Genomic DNA, 17839 nt, shown 5'->3' on the forward strand with positions numbered 1-17839 from the left:
AATTAAACGATCCTAAAGCTTTTTTAATTCTATAAAACTTAGTTTGCGTTAATAAATAAAGTCCAAATTGCAGGGGAATTTGGAGTATGATGAGAATTTCAACAGTTGACACTACGTGAGATAACAAAGCAAAATGAAGGAGTAAAGCTGAAAAGAAATGATTGATTTATTTTTGAAGACTATGAATTTACGGTCTTGAATTGCGACCAGAAAAGAGTCATAAAAGTACGGATTAAGAAAATAAAAAAAATATTGACAGGCTAGTGAACACTAGCTATACTATAGCTAGTGTTCACTAGCCTGCTTTTGTTAAGGAGATAAGATGACAAAACGCAATACCAGAGAAATAATTTTAGAAGAAGCACTGAATCTATTTTCTGTAAAAGGATATGAAAGTGTAACAGTAAAAGAAATTGCCCATGCAGTGGGAATTAAAGACAGTTCACTTTATAAACATTTTGGGAGCAAACAGGCAATTTATGATACATTGCTGGAGTGGATGAATCAAAAATTTGAAGAAACAGTGACATTTTACCGATTGCCCCAGGGAGAAATAGAGAATGTCGCCCGTGAGTATGGCCGGAATGATCTGGTCTGGCTTAAAAAAGCCTGTGAGGCAGTGTTCTTGTTTTTTTTAAAAGATCCCCAGGCATCAAAATTTCGCAAAATGTTAACCATTGAGCAGTACAAAAATGATGATGCCGCCAAAACCTTAGGCAATTGGTTTTTCGATGATGCCATCAAGTTTCAGACTGATTTATTTAGCGAGATGATGCGTCAGGGAACTTTCCGGGAAGGACCACCAACTATTATTGCCTTACAGTTTTATGGCCCTTTCTATACTCTGCTATGTCAATATGACAGTATGCCGGAAAAAGAAGCGGAAGCACTCGGAATTCTTAAGGCCCATATTGAGCAATTTGCTTTGATTTATCAAATTAGAAAAGAGGAAAACTGATGAATTTAAATATAATGATGGATCTGGGAATGACCCAGATCATGAAAACAGCCGGCCGATTCTATATGAACAACGCCAGGGGACGGGCATTTTTGAGGTGCATGTTGCCGGAGATGGCAAAAAGCACGGCGATCCGAAAACAGCAGGAGAAAAAAGGCCTGCATGTGCCGCCGTTTCTAATCGCCAGTATTGCCTCACAATGCAATTTGCGCTGTGCCGGATGCTATGCCCGGGCCGGCGGAGGATGTGGCAGCACCATTGGTAAATCTGATCTGGATACCCTCCAATGGGGGAAAATATTTGATCAGGCTTCCGAGCTGGGGACCGCCTTCATTCTGCTGGCCGGAGGAGAACCCTTTTTACGCAGAGATATTTTAGAACTGGCCGGTAAGTGCCCGAACCTGATTTTTCCGGTTTTTACCAATGGCACCATGCTCAACGATGATGCGGTTGAATTTCTCGATCAGCATCGCAACATCATTCCCATTCTCAGCATTGAAGGCAATGCTGAAGAAACAGATTCCCGCCGTGGGATTGGTACCTATGATCAGATTGAATCGGCAATGGCAGCTTTAAAAAAGTGTCACATTTTGTTTGGGGTATCCATCACAGTTACAAAAGAGAATTTGAAACTGGTGACGGAGTATAAGTTTTTGTCATCGCTTGAAAACAAAGGATGTGGGGTGACTCTGTATGTGGAGTATGTACCGGCTGAAGCAGGAACTGAACATCTGGTACTGGATACCGGGGAGATTAAGCTGCTCCAGAAAATTTGTCTTAAGATGAAAAAATCCTTTCGACGAATGGTGATTTTGTCATTTCCCGGTGACGAGCAGGAAATGGGCGGATGTCTGGCATCCGGACGGGGATTTTTTCATATCAATCCTTATGGTGATGCCGAGCCCTGCCCTTTTTCACCCCATGCCAAACAGAACCTGACAAGCGATTCCATTGAAGATGTTCTGCGGTCCCAGTATTTTGCCGATCTCCGGGAGATTACTGCCAACGCCGGAAACCATGGGGGATGCACCTTGTTTGATCAGAAAGAGCAAGTGGAAAGGCTGATGGCTTAACACCCGTTGCTTGATGCGTGCAGAACCAGAAACTTATTGTGAATAGAGAGAAAATGGAAGCTGTGAAAATAAGTGAAGCTGTTGAATGCTGGTGCGAAGAAGACCACATTAACAATTCTTTAACATCATAAGGATATGATATATTTTGATAGATTTGCACATGCAGACTTAGGATTAGGATACAAAGCGGTGATTAAAGGATGAAGTTTCGGTAAGAAAATCCGGAAGACAAGCGGATCAATGCCATGCGTCCCTTCTGGAAAGAATTTCTGATTGTCTTTGGAGTGGTATTAATATGCAGTCCCGGTGAAGTGCTGATTTTTAATCAGCAGATGCTGGACAAGGCCAATCCATGGATTATGGCCCTGGTTGGCATGTCCTATGCGCTGTTTATGAGACTGATTGTCAGTCTCGGTACCCGCTTTATTATGTATACCGGATTTCAAAGGCCAATGACGGAAATCGAGCAGGCAGCCCGAAAAGTGGCCGCTGGTGATTTCACCGTCCATGTTCATTCCCAGCGAAAGGACAATAAAAAAGATGAACTCGAGGTCCTGATCGACGATTTTAACAAGATGGTTGAGGAATTGGCCACCATTGAAACATTAAAGAGCGATTTCATTGCCAATGTATCCCACGAAATCAAAACCCCACTGGCGATTATCCAAAGTTATGCCTCAGCCTTGCGGAAAGACGAATTGCCTCAGGAAGAGAAACAGGAATATATTGATACAATTGTTGAGGCATCTCGGAAACTATCCACCTTAGTGACGAATATTCTGAAATTGAACAAGCTCGAAAATCAGAAAATCATCCAGACTGAAACCTACTCGCTGGATGAACAGCTACGCTGTTGCATGCTGGTGCTGGAAGAAAAGTTTGACGAAAAAAACATCGAATTTGTCGCCGACCTGGACGAAGTAGTAATTACCACCGATGAAAGTCTGATGGAAGTGGTCTGGAATAATCTGTTAACCAATGCCATTAAGTTTACCCAAAAAGATGGTTTGGTAAAAATAGAGTTGAGAAAAGATGACGGCCAAGCCATTGTTAAAGTCAGTGATACCGGATGCGGCATCAGTGAAGAAACCTGCCGTCGCATCTTCGATCGCTTCTATCAGGGCGATACATCCCATGCAGAAGAAGGAAACGGACTGGGACTGGCTCTGGCAAAACGGGTTGTAGATCTGGTGGAGGGAAAAATATCGGCCGAAAGTGATCCTGAGAAGGGCACGACATTTACGGTGATTTTAAAATTATAAAAAAATATCCGGAAAAGCACGGAGCAGGTGAATTCGATGATTGAAAGCAATTACGATGTGATTTATGAAGCCTGTGAAAAGACCAGCCAGCTTGCAGATACGATGAAAATGCTTTAATTCTATCCACAGAAGGTTCATGGTCTGCAAAAAATTAACTTACCATAATAGTTTTCCCGATTGAATGTATCCGGTAACAGAAGGTTATGGCATTATCGTGATGCAGATGGCTCAGACGTTAAAGATCAGCTATAATAATCGTGGCAATACTGTCTACTTATTTCAGCTGGTTTTGTTTAATGAATTGAAGATAAAATAGCCAGCGATTACACACCAAAATATTTGGTGCTTTTTTTTGCTAAAAATTATTAAAACTTTCACTTTAACACACTATTAATGTTTTAAAATTATAGCATTTATTCATTTTTGATGTTAAACTTAAATGGTCAAAATTTCAAACGAATTACAGGAGAAAAACGGATGGATCAGAATAAAAGTCTTGTTAAAAAGAAACTTGCACTATTCATTTCAATAGCGGTATCCCTTTTTCTCCTGATGGTTTTTTTGCTGATCATTGGGATGTTCTTGAATAACATAAAACAGCAGGAGACATTAAAAACTACCGATAATTTCATGGATTTTAAAAGTCAGGTGGAACAATTGATTTTCACAAACAAAACGCTGGTTCAAGGTTTTGAGGCTTATATCCAAGTGAATCCAGAGATAGATGAAGAGGAGGCCTATACATATCTTAATAATCTCTTATCTCAAAATGAAAATCAAATCAGGAACATTGGGGTATGTCAGGATACGACCATCATCTGGAATTATCCAAAGGAAGGAAATTCAGCAGCAATCGGAGTTGATTTATCCAAGTCTGAGAGTCAGAAAGATTTGGTCCTTAAGGTTAAAAATGAACTGGTACCGATCGTTCAGGGACCGGTTGATCTGATTCAGGGGGGAACTGGTTTTATTATCCGTCTTCCCATCGTCAGAAAGGATACCGGTTATTGGGGACAGATCAGTATCGTGCTGAAAGGGGATAAAATCATTGAAGACATTAATGCCTATGCAGAAGATGCCGGATTAAATGTCGCTATCTTCAATGATCAAAATAAAACGGTTCCATTTTATGGCTCCATGAGTGCGGTTGGAGAATCACCGCTAACCTTTGATATCGATCCGAACTTTGTTGACTGGAAGGTTGCCGTATCACCCAGAGATGGGTGGGAAAATAATCAGTTCATTTTTGGGAGTGCCATTTTGCTATCAGTGTTAATCGCCGCCGTGGCGGGTCTATTAACACATAGAGCCATAAAAACAAATGATCAATTGCGCATTCTGTCCAGCCATGATTCTCTGACCGGCCTTTTCAACCGGCATTATTTAAATGAATATCAGACCATGGTTTTGACAGCAGCTAAGAGAAATAATCGGCATGTCGGGTTTATTAGTATGGACTTAAATCATTTCAAAAAAATTAATGACACCTATGGCCACAACGTTGGTGATCTGGTTCTTGTTGAAACAGCCCGGGTTTTAACCGAAAGCACTCGGATAGAAGAGGCCGTTTTTCGACTGGGCGGTGATGAATTTCTCATTATTATGCCGGATGTAGAAGACAGAACTGTACTCCAACATGCTCGGGAACGACTTTCAAACAGTTTTAAAAATGAATTTCACCTAGCCGATTACCCGGTCAAAATAGATGTAAGTATCGGCACGGCATTATTCCCGGAAGATGGTGATAATATTGATGCATTGCTTCAAATTGCTGATGAACAGATGTATACAGATAAAAAGGAACAGAAAATGGAACAAGCAAGAAATCAATCAGATAATACCGGTTGAAAGACTGCATATAGCTCAGTATGTAATTGTTTCAATATGGGGGTGCGGACGAAAACATGGACTTTAGATAAGACTGGAGGTAGGTCATGTATTCATATAAAGAACGAATGAAAGCAGTAGAACTTTTACATCAAGTATGATCTAAGCGCTGCCGACACAGTGCGGAAATTGCGATATCCAGACCGTAAGATGCTGGGTACCAGTCGATGCAACCTGTATAGCTGGAAAAAAGATCTGCTTGGGCAGGAGAATACGAAAACCATGAAGCAGATGGAAATCTGAAAATGTCTATAAAAGAACAGAAAAACCCAGCTTAAGTTAATGATGTTTTTTACAATAACTATCGGCTTCAGATTGGGATAAACCTTGATACAGAGAAATGTAAGAATATCGAAGCAAATGGGGTGGTGCTATCGGATGCCGGTTCTGATGAGAACCTGACTTTTGTTTTGAATAAATTATCAAAGAAACTTTACAAAAGATCAACACTTATGTATAATAAACGTGTATATACACTAAAAATAAAGGTGATCATATGATAACAGAAAATGAAAATAAAAAATCGTCTGTTTGTAACTGTCTCAACATGCGACGCGCATCCCAGGCGATAACAGAAATCTACGACCATTATCTGGTGCCCAGTCAAATCAGTATCAGCCAGTTTTCAATTTTGAAGCACATTCATGCAATGGAGCCAGTGAGTGTCAGTGCGTTGGCCGCAGAAATCCGGTTGGACCGCACCACATTGGTCCGCAATTTAAAACCCCTCGAACACTTAGACTTGATTCATGATATTGCCCAACCCGGCACCCGGAACCGACAACTCTGTTTAACGATAAAGGGCAAAGAAAAAATGGAACAGGCTCATGTGTATTGGAATCAGGCCCAGGCTCAGATTGAAGCACAGCTGGGACAGGAAGACAGCCAAATTCTACAAGACTTGTTATTAAAAATTGAGGTCATGGTGCCTTGATTTTTTAGATGTATCGTGTAAGTACACTAATAAATGATGAAAGAGAGAATGTGTGTAAAATGAAAGAGATTATTAAAGCGGAAATTTTTCGGTATGTCAGAGAAAATGAGAACAATTATTCAAATAAGTTTCAAGCTCCCTATTTTGATGAGCCATTGGTTCAATTTGCTTCGGCAACAGATGAACTGTTCAGTCAGTATAAAGAATTCATCGCACCCGAACATTTAACTCCACAGGAAGTATTTGACATCGCCTATGAAGCTGAAGCAATCAGCCCTAAGACGGTCATCAGTATTGTTTTACCTGTTTCAGAAATAATTCGTCAAAGCAACCGCATTCAAAAGGAGTGGGCGTCGGATGAATGGACACTGCTTCGAACCTTTGGTGATGATTTTTTCATTGACGGTTTGAATGATCATCTGTCTCGATTCTTGAACAATAAAGGATACAAGACTGTTAATCCAATAAATCTAAAAGTGTTCAAAAAATACATTAACGAGAAAGGACCTTTATCAAATTGGTCACAACGGCATGTCGCTTTTGCTGCAGGTCTGGGGACATTTAGCATTAATGATGGCTTTATCACCGAGAAGGGCATAGCGGTTCGATTAACATCGCTTGTTACTGAAGTATTGATTGAGCCTGACAAACGAAAAACAGAGAGTCATACAGCAAACTGTCTCTATCTGTCAAAAGGAACATGTAAAGCCTGTTTCAAACGTTGTCCGGTAGGCGCCATTACAGAAAAAGGACATGATAAAATTGTGTGTGCACAACGATGTTATGGAGAAGAATCCCAATCTCGGGCAAAAGCAATTGGTGGGAATCCGAAAGCTGGATCAGGCTGCGGTTTATGTCAAACTAATATTCCATGTGAGTTTTCTAATCCCATGGGAATGATTAAAAGCAAGGATGGTTGCAATGAAGAAGCAAACTGAAATTGAAAAAAATCTGGCCCAACTGCCCATTCTGGAATATGTGTTTTTCAAACCGGAAGAGATTATTTTCGCCAAAGAAGTTCGGGATCTTTGTGAAGGAAATGGCTGCGGCATGTATAATACAAACTGGGCCTGTCCACCGGCAGTGGGAAGCATAGAAACTTGCAGGGAAAAATGTCATGCTTATGATAAAGCCATGCTTTTTACCACAACTACCGAAATGGCCAGTAGTTTTGACATGAAAGGTTGGATGGATGCAAGAGTGGAGCATGAGGCATTAACCAATCAGGTTGCGGATGTTTTTCGCAGATACGACAAAAATGCCTTGATTCTATCGACTGAAGGATGTACGGTGTGCAAAAAATGTGCCTACCCCGATGCTCCCTGCCGCTTCCCGGATCGCATGTATCCGGCCACTGAAGGTTACGGTATCATGGTGATGCAAATGGCGCCGGCTTTAAATATCCAATATAATAATGGCGCCAATACCGTTACCTATTTCAGCATGGTTCTATTTAATGAATAGGGGGCATACAATGACGAGCTCGTACGATATCATTTATGAGGCACTATTACCCAAACTGGCTAAGTGTAACCTACAAGAAAGTGCCGCCCGTTTTAACCTGCCCATTGATTCCAATGGGCAGGTTCACATCGGTTTTTTAAAACGAGATTATCTGATTACAAATGCAGGTGTAACACTGATTGACAAGAAACCGGTTAATATCAATAATCGGTCCATCCTGATCCATTACATTTTGTCGCAAGTTACTGGTGATCCTGTTTATTTGTTTAAACCTCTTTTTCGTATGACGACTGTTTTTTCAAGCGGCGATAACGGAAAACCCAATATGATGGATGCACCTTTAATTAAAGTATTTGAAAATGACATTATTAAATTAGAAGAAACGATTATAAAATTGGGAGGAAAACCAGAAATTTCCAAAGAATCCAATAGCCGGTGCTGGCTGTTAGAAGTTTTGCCTAAAATACCGGTTAAAATCATCTATCGGGAAGCAGATGAAGATTTCCCGGTTGAGATTCAAACCCAATTTGATGAAAGTGCTCCGGAATTTCTGGAGTTTGAATGTCTGGCATTTTTATGCGGCTGTCTCGTCAGAGCATTGATTAAAACTGCCGAATATGGGACAGTGGACGGCTGGGAGTAGCAACCGGCCGTTGAGTTTTTAATCGCACACCGAATTTTCGGTGCTTTTATTTGCTAAAAACATGAAAACCAGTACGTTCACAGTGCCTGCCATTCATCGGCTATCCCAGAAGCCTGAACGCAATCAGCTGTGTGAACAATGCTATATTATAAGGGCTTCTAAACCTTCGATTTGTCGAGTAACTGCACTTGCCTATTTCATCGCATTCTCCTTTTTTTCTTTGATTTTATCATATTGTATTGTAAAGTGGAGCGGAGTCATATAAAATAAATGAGTTCCCGGTAAGATTACGGGATAATTTTTGGCCGCACTATTTTTATTGAAGAAAAGATGGAGTTAAAAGATGATGATATTAGACACCAGGATTCAGATTGTCACCATATGTTTTTTTATAATCGTATATTTTGATCATATCAAGAATAAAAAATTACCACTTTTATCGAATTATTTTTTTTCAACGATGCTTTTTTTTACAGCAGGAAATTTATTTTTTGACCTTGCTAAAGTATATACCATCATATATATGGATATGGTTTCACCGCTGATTAATCGATTATGCAATCAGCTTTTTTATGCAACGCTAATCATGATTGTGGCATTTTTGTTCTGGTATGTTGAAATTCTAGGGCATAATCAGAAACGAATGGAATGGAAAAAGTTGACATTTAGTCTTTTGTTGCTTATTTTCCCGATGTATATGATCGTGTTTGGTGAACTGAATTATTATATTGATGATAATCAAGTTTATGCTTATGGATCAATGGCAGATGCCTTCTCGTTAACTGTTCTGATTTATGGCATCATGATTATTATCGACACTTTTTTATATAAGGATACAATTGGTAAAGATAACCGTTTTGCCATTCGACTTGGTATCATGGTTTTGATTGGAGGCGTGGTCATTCAATTCTTCAATCATGGACTGCTCACGTTAGGGGTGACCATTACGCTCATGATTCTATTTATTTACTTATCTCTTGAAAACCCTAAGGAATATATGGATGAAGATACAGGAACTTTTAACAAAAGAGCATTTCATCTGATGATGGAAGAAAAAAAAGAAGCAGACAGACCGCTGATTCTTGTGAGTGTAGTAGTTGATGATTTGAATAAAATTCAAACCATGGTGGGACATGACCGCACCAATCATGTGCTTAAAATCATTGGTGATCAGATGAATGAAGTATTTCAGCTTGAGGAGCATTTTCATGGAAAAATGATGAAACAGGTATATGAATTCAGTATGCAACACAAGCGAAAAATGATTAAAAACACCTTTTTATCGAGTGCTTATCATACCCGAAGCAATGTGATGACTTTTTTAATCGAGCAGCCCCTGGAATCCATCCAGGATCAATTGAATCAGATCTCAATGTTTATCAAAGAACCGATCACTTGTTCACAATACACCATTGCAATAAAAGCACACATAGATGTTATTTTAACAGATGTATACAAAGAACAGTCTAACTGTGACGAAGTATATGAAATGATGAATTATATGGCAAACCATAATGAAGCACGATCTGATACTAATGTTCATTTTCTGAATGAGGAGATCATCAGTAAAAAGATGCGTTACACGACGATTAAAAATATCCTTCGGGATGCCATTGCAAACCAGGGTTTTGATATGGTATATCAGCCGATTTATCATGCAAAGACAGGGGATTTTCTTTCGGCAGAAGCACTGGTACGCTTAACCGATACCACCACAGTCGGTTTTGTCTCACCGGAAGAGTTTATTCCCATTGCTGAGAAAAAAGGAATGATGATGGAGTTGGGTCAGATCGTATTTGAAAAAGTTTGTGCTTTTGCCCGTGAAAAGTGCCTTCAGGAAATAGGGATTGAGTATATTGAAGTTAATTTATCCGGTATTCAGTGTGTGCATCCGGATCTACCCAGTCAGTTGCAGAAGATTATGCAGAAATATGAAATAACACCGGGTTTTATCAATTTGGAAATTACAGAAACCGCATTTGTGGAGTCAGGAGAAATGCTCCAGGTAAATATGCATAAACTCAGGGAGATGGGTTGCAGCTTTTCAATGGACGATTTTGGAACCGGCTACTCTAACCTGTCTCGGATGGCAAAAGTAACATATGATCTAATAAAACTCGATAAAAGTTTAATTTGGCCTTGTTTCTCTGAAGAAAGCGGGAAAGCCAATGCAATTTTAGAAAGTGTGATTCGGTTGCTACATCAATTGAATGTCAAAATTGTAGCAGAGGGTGTGGAAACAGAAGAAATGGCGATCTACCTGAATGAACACGGGGTAACCTGCTTGCAGGGATATTATTATTCAAAACCTATTGGTGAAGAGGCGTATTATAATTTTCTAATCAACGATCATGGGAGGAGATAATCATTAACTTAAGACCAAGATTTTCTGATGACCGATTGTGCTATAATGTACTAAATGAAAATTCTGTTGAAACAATAGTAAGGAGAAAGTTATGGCAAAAGCAATAATTGCAAGTGGCGTTTGTGGTTTTACAACCGAGGTAAAGGCAGAAAGTTCAGGCCAGGGCATTGTTACCCTGGAAATTCTGACCGATTGTCCCGCTTTTCAGAAATTAAATGATGCTTTAAAAGAAGTTGATGGGATGGCTTGTGTCTTTGGCAAGATCGGTGAAGGACCTATCTATGAAGCCTGCCGTGTTAATTGCAAGCATGCAGCTTGTCCGGTTCCTATGGGAATAACCAAAGCAGTGGAAGTTGCCGCCGGTTTAGCTTTGCCCAGGGATGTAAGCGTGATATTAACGAAATAATATGAGCCAGTTATTTATCATCAAGCTGAAGTTTGGAAATAGAGGAGAACGAGAGAATAATGCTTAAGCAAATCAGGTATTTTCAATCTGTGGTTCGTAATCAAAGTTTTACCGAGGCCGCCGAAGAATGCTTTGTTTCTCAGTCGGCTATTTCTCAGCAGATCCAGGCATTAGAAAATGAGCTGGGGGTGAAACTCATTGTTCGCGAAAAAAGGTGTTGTGCATTCTGGAAGGTCAATAATTCAGTTAGTAAGCTTAAAGAATTCTCAGAAACACTTAAAAATTCAATAAAGAAAACTGAAAAAGACTGCGTTCATGGTTATGGAGGCAGTCTTTTTACAGTTTTAGCATTAGAAATAAAGCTATTTAAACCTTGACTTGTAGTCCACTCCAAGTGCTAAAATGAAAAAAAAGGAGGTGCTTTCACATGAAACAAATTTTAATAAAAAGCACAGCGACAACATAAAAACAGCAGTTGTTTATATGACAAAAAATATTAGTACTGAGGGACTTCTGGCTATTTATGAAGCCCTGGATCAGGCATGTGTGGATCTTGTCTATGCAGCAGATGGGAAGGCCTTAATTGAAAGAATGGAATCCAGACATGCTATTCATACTTTGGAGCATGGTGATTCCATCGGCCTCGGGACCAGAAATTATAAGGTGATCTAGTTATTAGACTGGGCTTCACGATGAAGGACCAAGGCTTAAAGTAAACTTAATTATTGAACAGTGCTATTGACTTAGAGTCGACTCCATATGATAAGGTAAATAAAATAAATAGTGAATAATAAAGAAAGAGGAAAATACCGATATGAAACAGAAAAAACTGGGATTTGGCTTTATGCGCTTACCGGTAACTAATCAGGAAGATTCAACAAGTATTGATACGGAGCAACTGAATAAAATGGTGGATACCTTTTTAGAAAGAGGGTTTACCTACTTTGATACAGCCTATATGTATCATAACTTTAAGAGTGAAATTGCTTTAAGAGAAGCCCTGGTTAAACGACACCCAAGAGATTCTTTTACGGTTGCCACCAAGATGCCAACCATGTTTTTAAAAGCAAAAGAAGATCAGGAACGAATTTTTAGCGAACAGCTGGAAAAATGCGGCGTAGATTATTTTGACTATTATCTCCTTCATAATCTTAATGTTTCCCATTATGAAATAGCAAAAAATATGGACAGTTTTGGATTTATCCAGAAGCAAAAAGAGGCGGGGAAAATCAGAAACATCGGCTTCTCTTATCACGACAATGCGGATTTGCTTGATGAAATTTTGACCGCGCATCCGGAAGTGGATTTTGTACAGCTGCAGATAAACTATATGGATTGGAATAATGAGAGCATCCAGTCCGGAAAATGTTATGACGTTGCCACAAAGCATGGTAAACCGGTTATAGTGATGGAACCCATTAAAGGTGGTACCCTTGCAGCGGTTCCAGACAAAGCGGCGGAAGTCTTAAAAGCCTATCATCCGGAAATGTCTATTTCTTCCTGGGCAGTTCGTTATGCAGCCAGTTTGGAAAATGTAAAAATCGTTTTAAGCGGTATGTCAAATATGGATCAGTTACTGGATAATACCGGATATATGGAGGAGTTCAAACCTTTTGTTAAAGAAGAATATGATATCATCAATAATATCATGAAGATCATTAATGAATCAATCGCCATTCCATGTACAGCCTGTCAGTATTGTGTGGAGGGGTGTCCGATGAATATACCAATTCCCAAATACTTTGCTTTATATAATGCTGAGAAGCAGTGTAAAAAGCAAGTGTTTTCAACACAAGGTGTCTATTATGGAAATTATACCAAAACGCATGGAAAAGCGTCAGACTGTATTGAATGCAAAAAGTGTGAAGATAGCTGTCCGCAACATATCGAAATTACAAAATGGTTAAAAGAAGTAGCCAGCACATTTGAATGACATGATTTCAGCTAATGATCAGAACCAATTTGGAGGAAAATAAAGATGACCATTACCGAAGTAAGTAAAAAATATGATATTTCCCAGGATACGTTGCGTTATTATGAGCGGATTGGATTAATTCCTGCGGTCAACCGAACTAAGGGTGGCAATAGAGACTATACCGAAGAATCCTGCGGATGGATTGAACTGGCAAAATGCATGCGCTCGGCAGGGATTCCGATCGAAGCTCTGATTGAATACTGCGCGCTGACCCTGCAGGGGGAAGAGACCATCACGGCCCGAAAAGAACTTTTGGTTGAAGAACGTCGAAAGCTTTTGGAAAAAATCGAAGATATGCAAAAAACCATGGACAAGCTCAATTACAAAATAGACCGCTATGAAAAGGCGGAAATCACCGGCGTTTTGTCCTGGGATAAATAAATCCAATGTTTGACCGAATCAAATGAGCGTATACAAAATTGCATTCCTTAAAAGGATGGGGATTTTTATAAAAATTAATGATTTCTATTGACTTAAAGTTCACTTCATATGATAAAATAAATAAAATTAGTCATGTGCAAAATAAAAAACAGCGAAAACGATGGCGAACATGTTTTATTGGGCATAAGAAAACTACAATTGTTTAATATTGATTAACGCTGTTTAAATTTAAAATTAAGGAGATTGAAAGATGTTGTATCGAAAATTCGGAAAAACAAATGAAGAAGTTTCTATTTTAGGGTTTGGTTGCATGCGGTTGCCGGTTATTGACGGGGTTCAAACAAATATTGATGAGGTGAAAGCAATTGAAATGATCAGATACGCCATTGATAACAGCGTGAATTATATTGATACAGCCTATCCTTATCACGGAACCGGTTTTGACAAAGGGGGAGAGAGCGAACCTTTAGTTGCCAAGGCATTAAAGGATGGCTATCGTGAACGGGTTAAACTGGCAACGAAACTTCCGGTATGGCTGGTTCAGACCAGAGCCGATATGGATCGATTATTAGATGCGCAGCTTAAACGGCTAGACACCGATGCCATCGATTTCTACCTGATGCATGGACTGAACAGCGCCTCCTGGCAAAATCTGGTAAAACTGAACGTCGGTGAATTTCTGGATCAGGCAATTAAAGACGGTAAAATCAAACATGCTGGTTTTTCTTTTCATGATGACTTTGATTTGTTTGTCGAAATTGTCGATGCTTATGACTGGTCTTTTTGTCAAATCCAATACAATTATCTGGATGAAAATTACCAGGCCGGTACAAAAGGCTTAGAATATGCGGCCAGCAAGGGAATGGGGGTTACTATTATGGAACCCATCAGAGGCGGTGCGCTGGTTGACAAATTACCTAATGAAGTTTTAGACGCCTGGAAGGAAGCACCAATCAAAAGAACCCCGGCCCAATGGGCACTCAGGTGGGTCATGAATCATCCCGAGGTGTCAGTGGTCCTGAGTGGCATGACGGAGATGGCCCAGGTGGTTGAAAATATCAAGACCGCCAATGAAGGTGCCGCCAATTCCTTAACGAACGAAGAAATCGCGTTAGTGGATTTTGCCAAGAAATCAATAAAAGAAAAGATGAAGGTCAACTGTACTGGCTGTCGATATTGTATGCCTTGTCCAAACGGAGTCGACATACCGGGACATTTTTCTCTTTATAACAATGCCTTTCTATTTGATTCGCTCCCAAGAGCCAAAGGTCAATATGCGATGATGTTTCCTCAAGATGCAAAAGCGTCGAATTGCGTTGAGTGCGGACAATGTGAAGAACAGTGTCCCCAGAAAATTGCCATTATCCAGGAGTTAAAAAATGTCAGAGCCGCCTTAGAATAAAAATGCTGCTGAAAAAACTCCGTGCCTTTAAGGTACGGATATTTTTTAAAGAAATGAATAATTGTTGTTGACTTGAAGCAGACTCTAAGTAGTAATCTATTAATAACGATTAAAATAATTGAATTGAACTTAAAAAAAGGAGTAAACAAAATGAAAGTACTTTTAATTAATGGCAGTCCCAATGCGAAGGGCTGTACGTATACCGCATTAACAGAGGTGGAAAAAACCTTGAATCAAGAAAACATCGAAACAGAAATCATTCATGTGGGACATAAGGATATCAGAGGGTGTATCGGATGTGGAAAATGTCGAACACTTGGAAAATGTGTTTTTGATGATATTGTCAATGAAACGGCAGTAAAATTTGCTAAATGTGATGGCATCGTCGTTGGTTCACCCGTTTATTATGCGTCAGCCAATGGGACAATAATCTCTTTTCTCGACCGCTTGTTCTATAGCGCCAGTTACGATATGACCATGAAAGTCGGAGCGGCCGTGGTATCGGCGAGAAGAGCCGGGACCACAGCAACCTTTGACGAGCTGAATAAATATTTTACGATATCCAATATGCCCATTGTATCCAGTCAATACTGGAACATGGTCCATGGTTTTACACCCGAAGATGTCTATCAGGACAAAGAAGGCTGCCAGATTATGCGGACATTAGGTAAAAATATGGCCTTTATGATTAAGAGCATTCAGCTGGGAAAAGAAAAATATGGTTTGCCGGAAAAAGAAGAAGAACATATATTTACTAACTTTATCCGATAAAAGCGGTTAGTTAGTCACAAAGAGAAGGCAAACTAAATGTTTAAACGGTAATTATTGATGTATTTAAAATCTCCGAACCTAAAATGGTCGGAGATTTTTTTAAGAAAAGAATAAATAACTATTGACTTGGAGTGAACTTCAAGTGGTAAAGTATAAGATAATATCAAAGAAATAAAACAAGATAAGCCAGAGGTGAAAATGGAAACACAGGAAATATTGAAAAAAGTAAAAACGGGCGAGATTTCTGTGGAGGAAGCAGAGCTTTTCTTTCGCCGGCAGCCGTTTGAAGAAATGGGTTTTGCCAAACTGGATACCCATAGAAAAATCCGATCGGGTTTTGCCGAGGTGATTTTCTGCAGTGGCAAGGCAGACTCCCATTTGCTGAATATATTTGGAAAACTCTATGAAGAAGATGGCGAGGTGATGGGAACCCGGGTCTCAGCGCATCAGTATGAAGTGATTAAAGAAGTTTATCCGGAAGTTGTGTACGACGAAATATCCCGGATTATTAAAATCGAAAAACCCGGCAAGAAACGGGTGGGAAAAATTGCCGTCTGTTCGGCTGGGACCGCGGATATCCCCGTGGCGGAAGAGGCCGCCCAGACGGCCGAGTATTTTGGCTCCTACGTAGAACGGCTTTACGATGTGGGCGTTAGCGGAATTCACCGGATTCTTTCCCAGCTGGATGTGCTCCAGAGTGCTAACTGCGTGATTGCGGTAGCCGGGATGGAAGGTGCTCTGGCCAGTGTCATTGGTGGCCTGGTGGACAAGCCGGTCATCGGGGTGCCCACCTCGATCGGATATGGGGCCAGTCTGGGTGGCATATCAGCGCTACTGACGATGATCAATTCCTGTGCCAACGGCATTTCGGTGGTTAACATCGATAATGGCTACGGGGCAGGTTATACGGCTACCCAGATCAACCGATTGGGGGTGCGATCATGAGCCAGACCTTATACCTTGAATGTTATTCCGGCATCAGCGGCGACATGACTGTGGCGGCGCTTCTGGATCTGGGGGCCGATCAGTCGGTGCTGGAGACGGCACTTAAAAGTTTGCCTGTCACAGGTTTTGACATTGTCATCAGCCGGGTTAAAAAAGCGGGGCTGGATGTCTGCGACTTTCACGTCAAACTGGATCAGGACCACGAAAACCATGACCATGATATGGCCTATCTTCATGGTGATCATCACCACCATCACAGTGATGAACATGGCCACGCTCATGATGATGCTTCGGAACTGCAGCATCATGAGCAATTGCAGAAAAAGACTTATTCACATGCCAATCGGGGACTTCTGGAAATTGTTGCAATCATTAGGCAGGCGGCGATCACGGATCATGCCAAAGAGCTGGCCATCCGGATCTTTTCAATTATTGCCGATGCCGAAGCCAAAGCCCACGGAGTAGAACGGGAGCAGGTGCATTTCCATGAGGTGGGAGCGGTGGACTCGATTGTAGATATTGTAGCGGTAGCGGTTTGTCTGGATAACCTTAATATCCGTGAAGTGATCGTGCCGGAACTGTATGAAGGCCGGGGTTTTGTACGCTGTCAGCATGGGATCATCCCCATTCCCGTCCCGGCAGTGACCCATATCGCGGCCAGCCATGGCTTGAATTTGCATCTTACCAGCACCGAAGGGGAGCTGATTACCCCAACCGGGGCGGCCATTGTGGCCGCTATTAAAACCGGTGATCAGTTGCCAAAGCAGTTTACCATTGAAAAAACCGGCATGGGCGCGGGTAAACGAACCTACGACCGCCCCAGTCTGCTGCGGGCCATGCTGATCACCGACAAAACGAAAAATAGTGGTGGCATTTTCAAACTGGAAAGCAACATTGATGACTGCGGCGGTGAAATCCTGGGTTTTGTCATGGATCGGCTGTTTGCGGCCGGAGCCAGAGATGTCCATTACACGCCGGTATATATGAAAAAAAACCGGCCCGGCTATCTACTCAATGTGATCTGCAAAAAAGACGCCATTGAAGAGTTGGAACAGATTATTTTTGAAGAGACCACCACCATCGGGATCAGACGCATTCAGATGGAAAGCACCGGTTTACGGCGAACCGTCAAAAGAATTCTCACCAGTCTGGGGGAAGCTCAGGTAAAAGTCTGTGAGCTGGAATCGGGAAAACGGATTTATCCCGAATACGCCAGCGTGGCGGAACTTTGTCAAAAACACCGGATGGCGTATCAGGACGCCTACCATATCATCAAAAAAGAATGTGAAGCAGCTGAAGGAATCTCACAGCGCACATTAGCTGAGCTCAATCGGTTTGAGTTGCCGTTAACCTTAGGACCGGATTACAATTGA

General features: G+C 40.9%; 18 protein-coding genes. All 18 read left to right on the forward strand.

Annotated features, from left to right (window positions below; genetic code table 11):
• The first annotated feature begins 322 nt into the window (after window positions 1–322).
• The 18 genes from FZC40_RS05180 (at window position 323) to larC (ending at window position 17839) form a co-directional block, all read left to right on the forward strand.
• Window positions 323–958, forward strand: a complete 636-nt coding sequence (locus tag FZC40_RS05180) for a TetR/AcrR family transcriptional regulator (RefSeq protein ID WP_148602861.1) — start codon at window positions 323–325, stop codon at window positions 956–958.
• Entirely contained in the window at window positions 958–2031 is a 1074-nt protein-coding gene (locus tag FZC40_RS05185; RefSeq protein ID WP_148602862.1) for a radical SAM/SPASM domain-containing protein, read from the forward strand. Before FZC40_RS05180 ends, FZC40_RS05185 begins: the two co-directional genes overlap by 1 nt.
• Before the next feature lie 245 nt (window positions 2032–2276).
• Window positions 2277–3293, forward strand: coding sequence for a HAMP domain-containing sensor histidine kinase (locus FZC40_RS05190; protein ID WP_148602863.1), 1017 nt, complete (start codon window positions 2277–2279; stop codon window positions 3291–3293).
• 477 nt (window positions 3294–3770) lie between these two features.
• Complete coding sequence (locus FZC40_RS05195; RefSeq protein WP_186843657.1) at window positions 3771–5141, forward strand: diguanylate cyclase domain-containing protein; 1371 nt, start codon at window positions 3771–3773, stop codon at window positions 5139–5141.
• A 535-nt stretch (window positions 5142–5676) separates the two neighbouring features.
• The gene (locus FZC40_RS05200) at window positions 5677–6114 is read left to right on the forward strand and encodes a MarR family winged helix-turn-helix transcriptional regulator (protein ID WP_148565862.1); all 438 of its coding nucleotides are present in this window, start codon (window positions 5677–5679) and stop codon (window positions 6112–6114) included.
• Window positions 6115–6173: 59 nt separating this feature from the next.
• The gene (locus FZC40_RS05205; protein ID WP_148602865.1) at window positions 6174–7052 is read left to right on the forward strand and encodes a (Fe-S)-binding protein; all 879 of its coding nucleotides are present in this window, start codon (window positions 6174–6176) and stop codon (window positions 7050–7052) included.
• On the forward strand, window positions 7036–7578 hold the full coding sequence (locus FZC40_RS05210) for a DUF2284 domain-containing protein (protein WP_148602866.1): 543 nt from the start codon (window positions 7036–7038) through the stop codon (window positions 7576–7578). Before FZC40_RS05205 ends, FZC40_RS05210 begins: the two co-directional genes overlap by 17 nt.
• Before the next feature lie 10 nt (window positions 7579–7588).
• A complete protein-coding gene (locus tag FZC40_RS05215) occupies window positions 7589–8221 on the forward strand; it encodes a DUF3786 domain-containing protein (protein ID WP_186843656.1) in 633 nt (210 codons plus the stop codon).
• Window positions 8222–8564: 343 nt separating this feature from the next.
• The gene (locus FZC40_RS05220) at window positions 8565–10586 is read left to right on the forward strand and encodes an EAL domain-containing protein (protein ID WP_148602868.1); all 2022 of its coding nucleotides are present in this window, start codon (window positions 8565–8567) and stop codon (window positions 10584–10586) included.
• 91 nt (window positions 10587–10677) lie between these two features.
• Window positions 10678–10992: a DUF6951 family protein gene (locus FZC40_RS05225; RefSeq protein WP_148602869.1), complete on the forward strand. Its 315-nt coding sequence runs from the start codon at window positions 10678–10680 to the stop codon at window positions 10990–10992.
• Window positions 10993–11051: 59 nt separating this feature from the next.
• Window positions 11052–11369 carry a LysR family transcriptional regulator gene (locus FZC40_RS17650; protein WP_207706699.1) on the forward strand — a complete coding sequence of 106 codons (318 nt, stop codon included), beginning with the start codon at window positions 11052–11054 and terminating at the stop codon, window positions 11367–11369.
• 25 nt (window positions 11370–11394) lie between these two features.
• Complete coding sequence (locus FZC40_RS17360; protein WP_243135755.1) at window positions 11395–11664, forward strand: hypothetical protein; 270 nt, start codon at window positions 11395–11397, stop codon at window positions 11662–11664.
• Between the two features lie 142 nt (window positions 11665–11806).
• The gene (locus tag FZC40_RS05240) at window positions 11807–12925 is read left to right on the forward strand and encodes an aldo/keto reductase (protein WP_148602870.1); all 1119 of its coding nucleotides are present in this window, start codon (window positions 11807–11809) and stop codon (window positions 12923–12925) included.
• Between the two features lie 45 nt (window positions 12926–12970).
• Window positions 12971–13348 (forward strand): MerR family transcriptional regulator, encoded by a 378-nt coding sequence (locus tag FZC40_RS05245; RefSeq protein WP_148602871.1) that lies wholly within the window; start codon window positions 12971–12973, stop codon window positions 13346–13348.
• Window positions 13349–13598: 250 nt separating this feature from the next.
• Window positions 13599–14750, forward strand: coding sequence for an aldo/keto reductase (locus tag FZC40_RS05250; protein ID WP_148602872.1), 1152 nt, complete (start codon window positions 13599–13601; stop codon window positions 14748–14750).
• Window positions 14751–14900: 150 nt separating this feature from the next.
• Complete coding sequence (locus FZC40_RS05255; RefSeq protein ID WP_148602873.1) at window positions 14901–15521, forward strand: flavodoxin family protein; 621 nt, start codon at window positions 14901–14903, stop codon at window positions 15519–15521.
• Between the two features lie 198 nt (window positions 15522–15719).
• A complete protein-coding gene (larB, locus tag FZC40_RS05260) occupies window positions 15720–16466 on the forward strand; it encodes a nickel pincer cofactor biosynthesis protein LarB (protein WP_148602874.1) in 747 nt (248 codons plus the stop codon).
• A complete protein-coding gene (larC, locus tag FZC40_RS05265) occupies window positions 16463–17839 on the forward strand; it encodes a nickel pincer cofactor biosynthesis protein LarC (RefSeq protein WP_148602875.1) in 1377 nt (458 codons plus the stop codon). Before larB ends, larC begins: the two co-directional genes overlap by 4 nt.

Origin of the sequence: Acetobacterium tundrae (assembly GCF_008086615.1) — a bacterium.
Classification (GTDB): Bacteria; Bacillota; Clostridia; order Eubacteriales; family Eubacteriaceae; genus Acetobacterium; species Acetobacterium tundrae.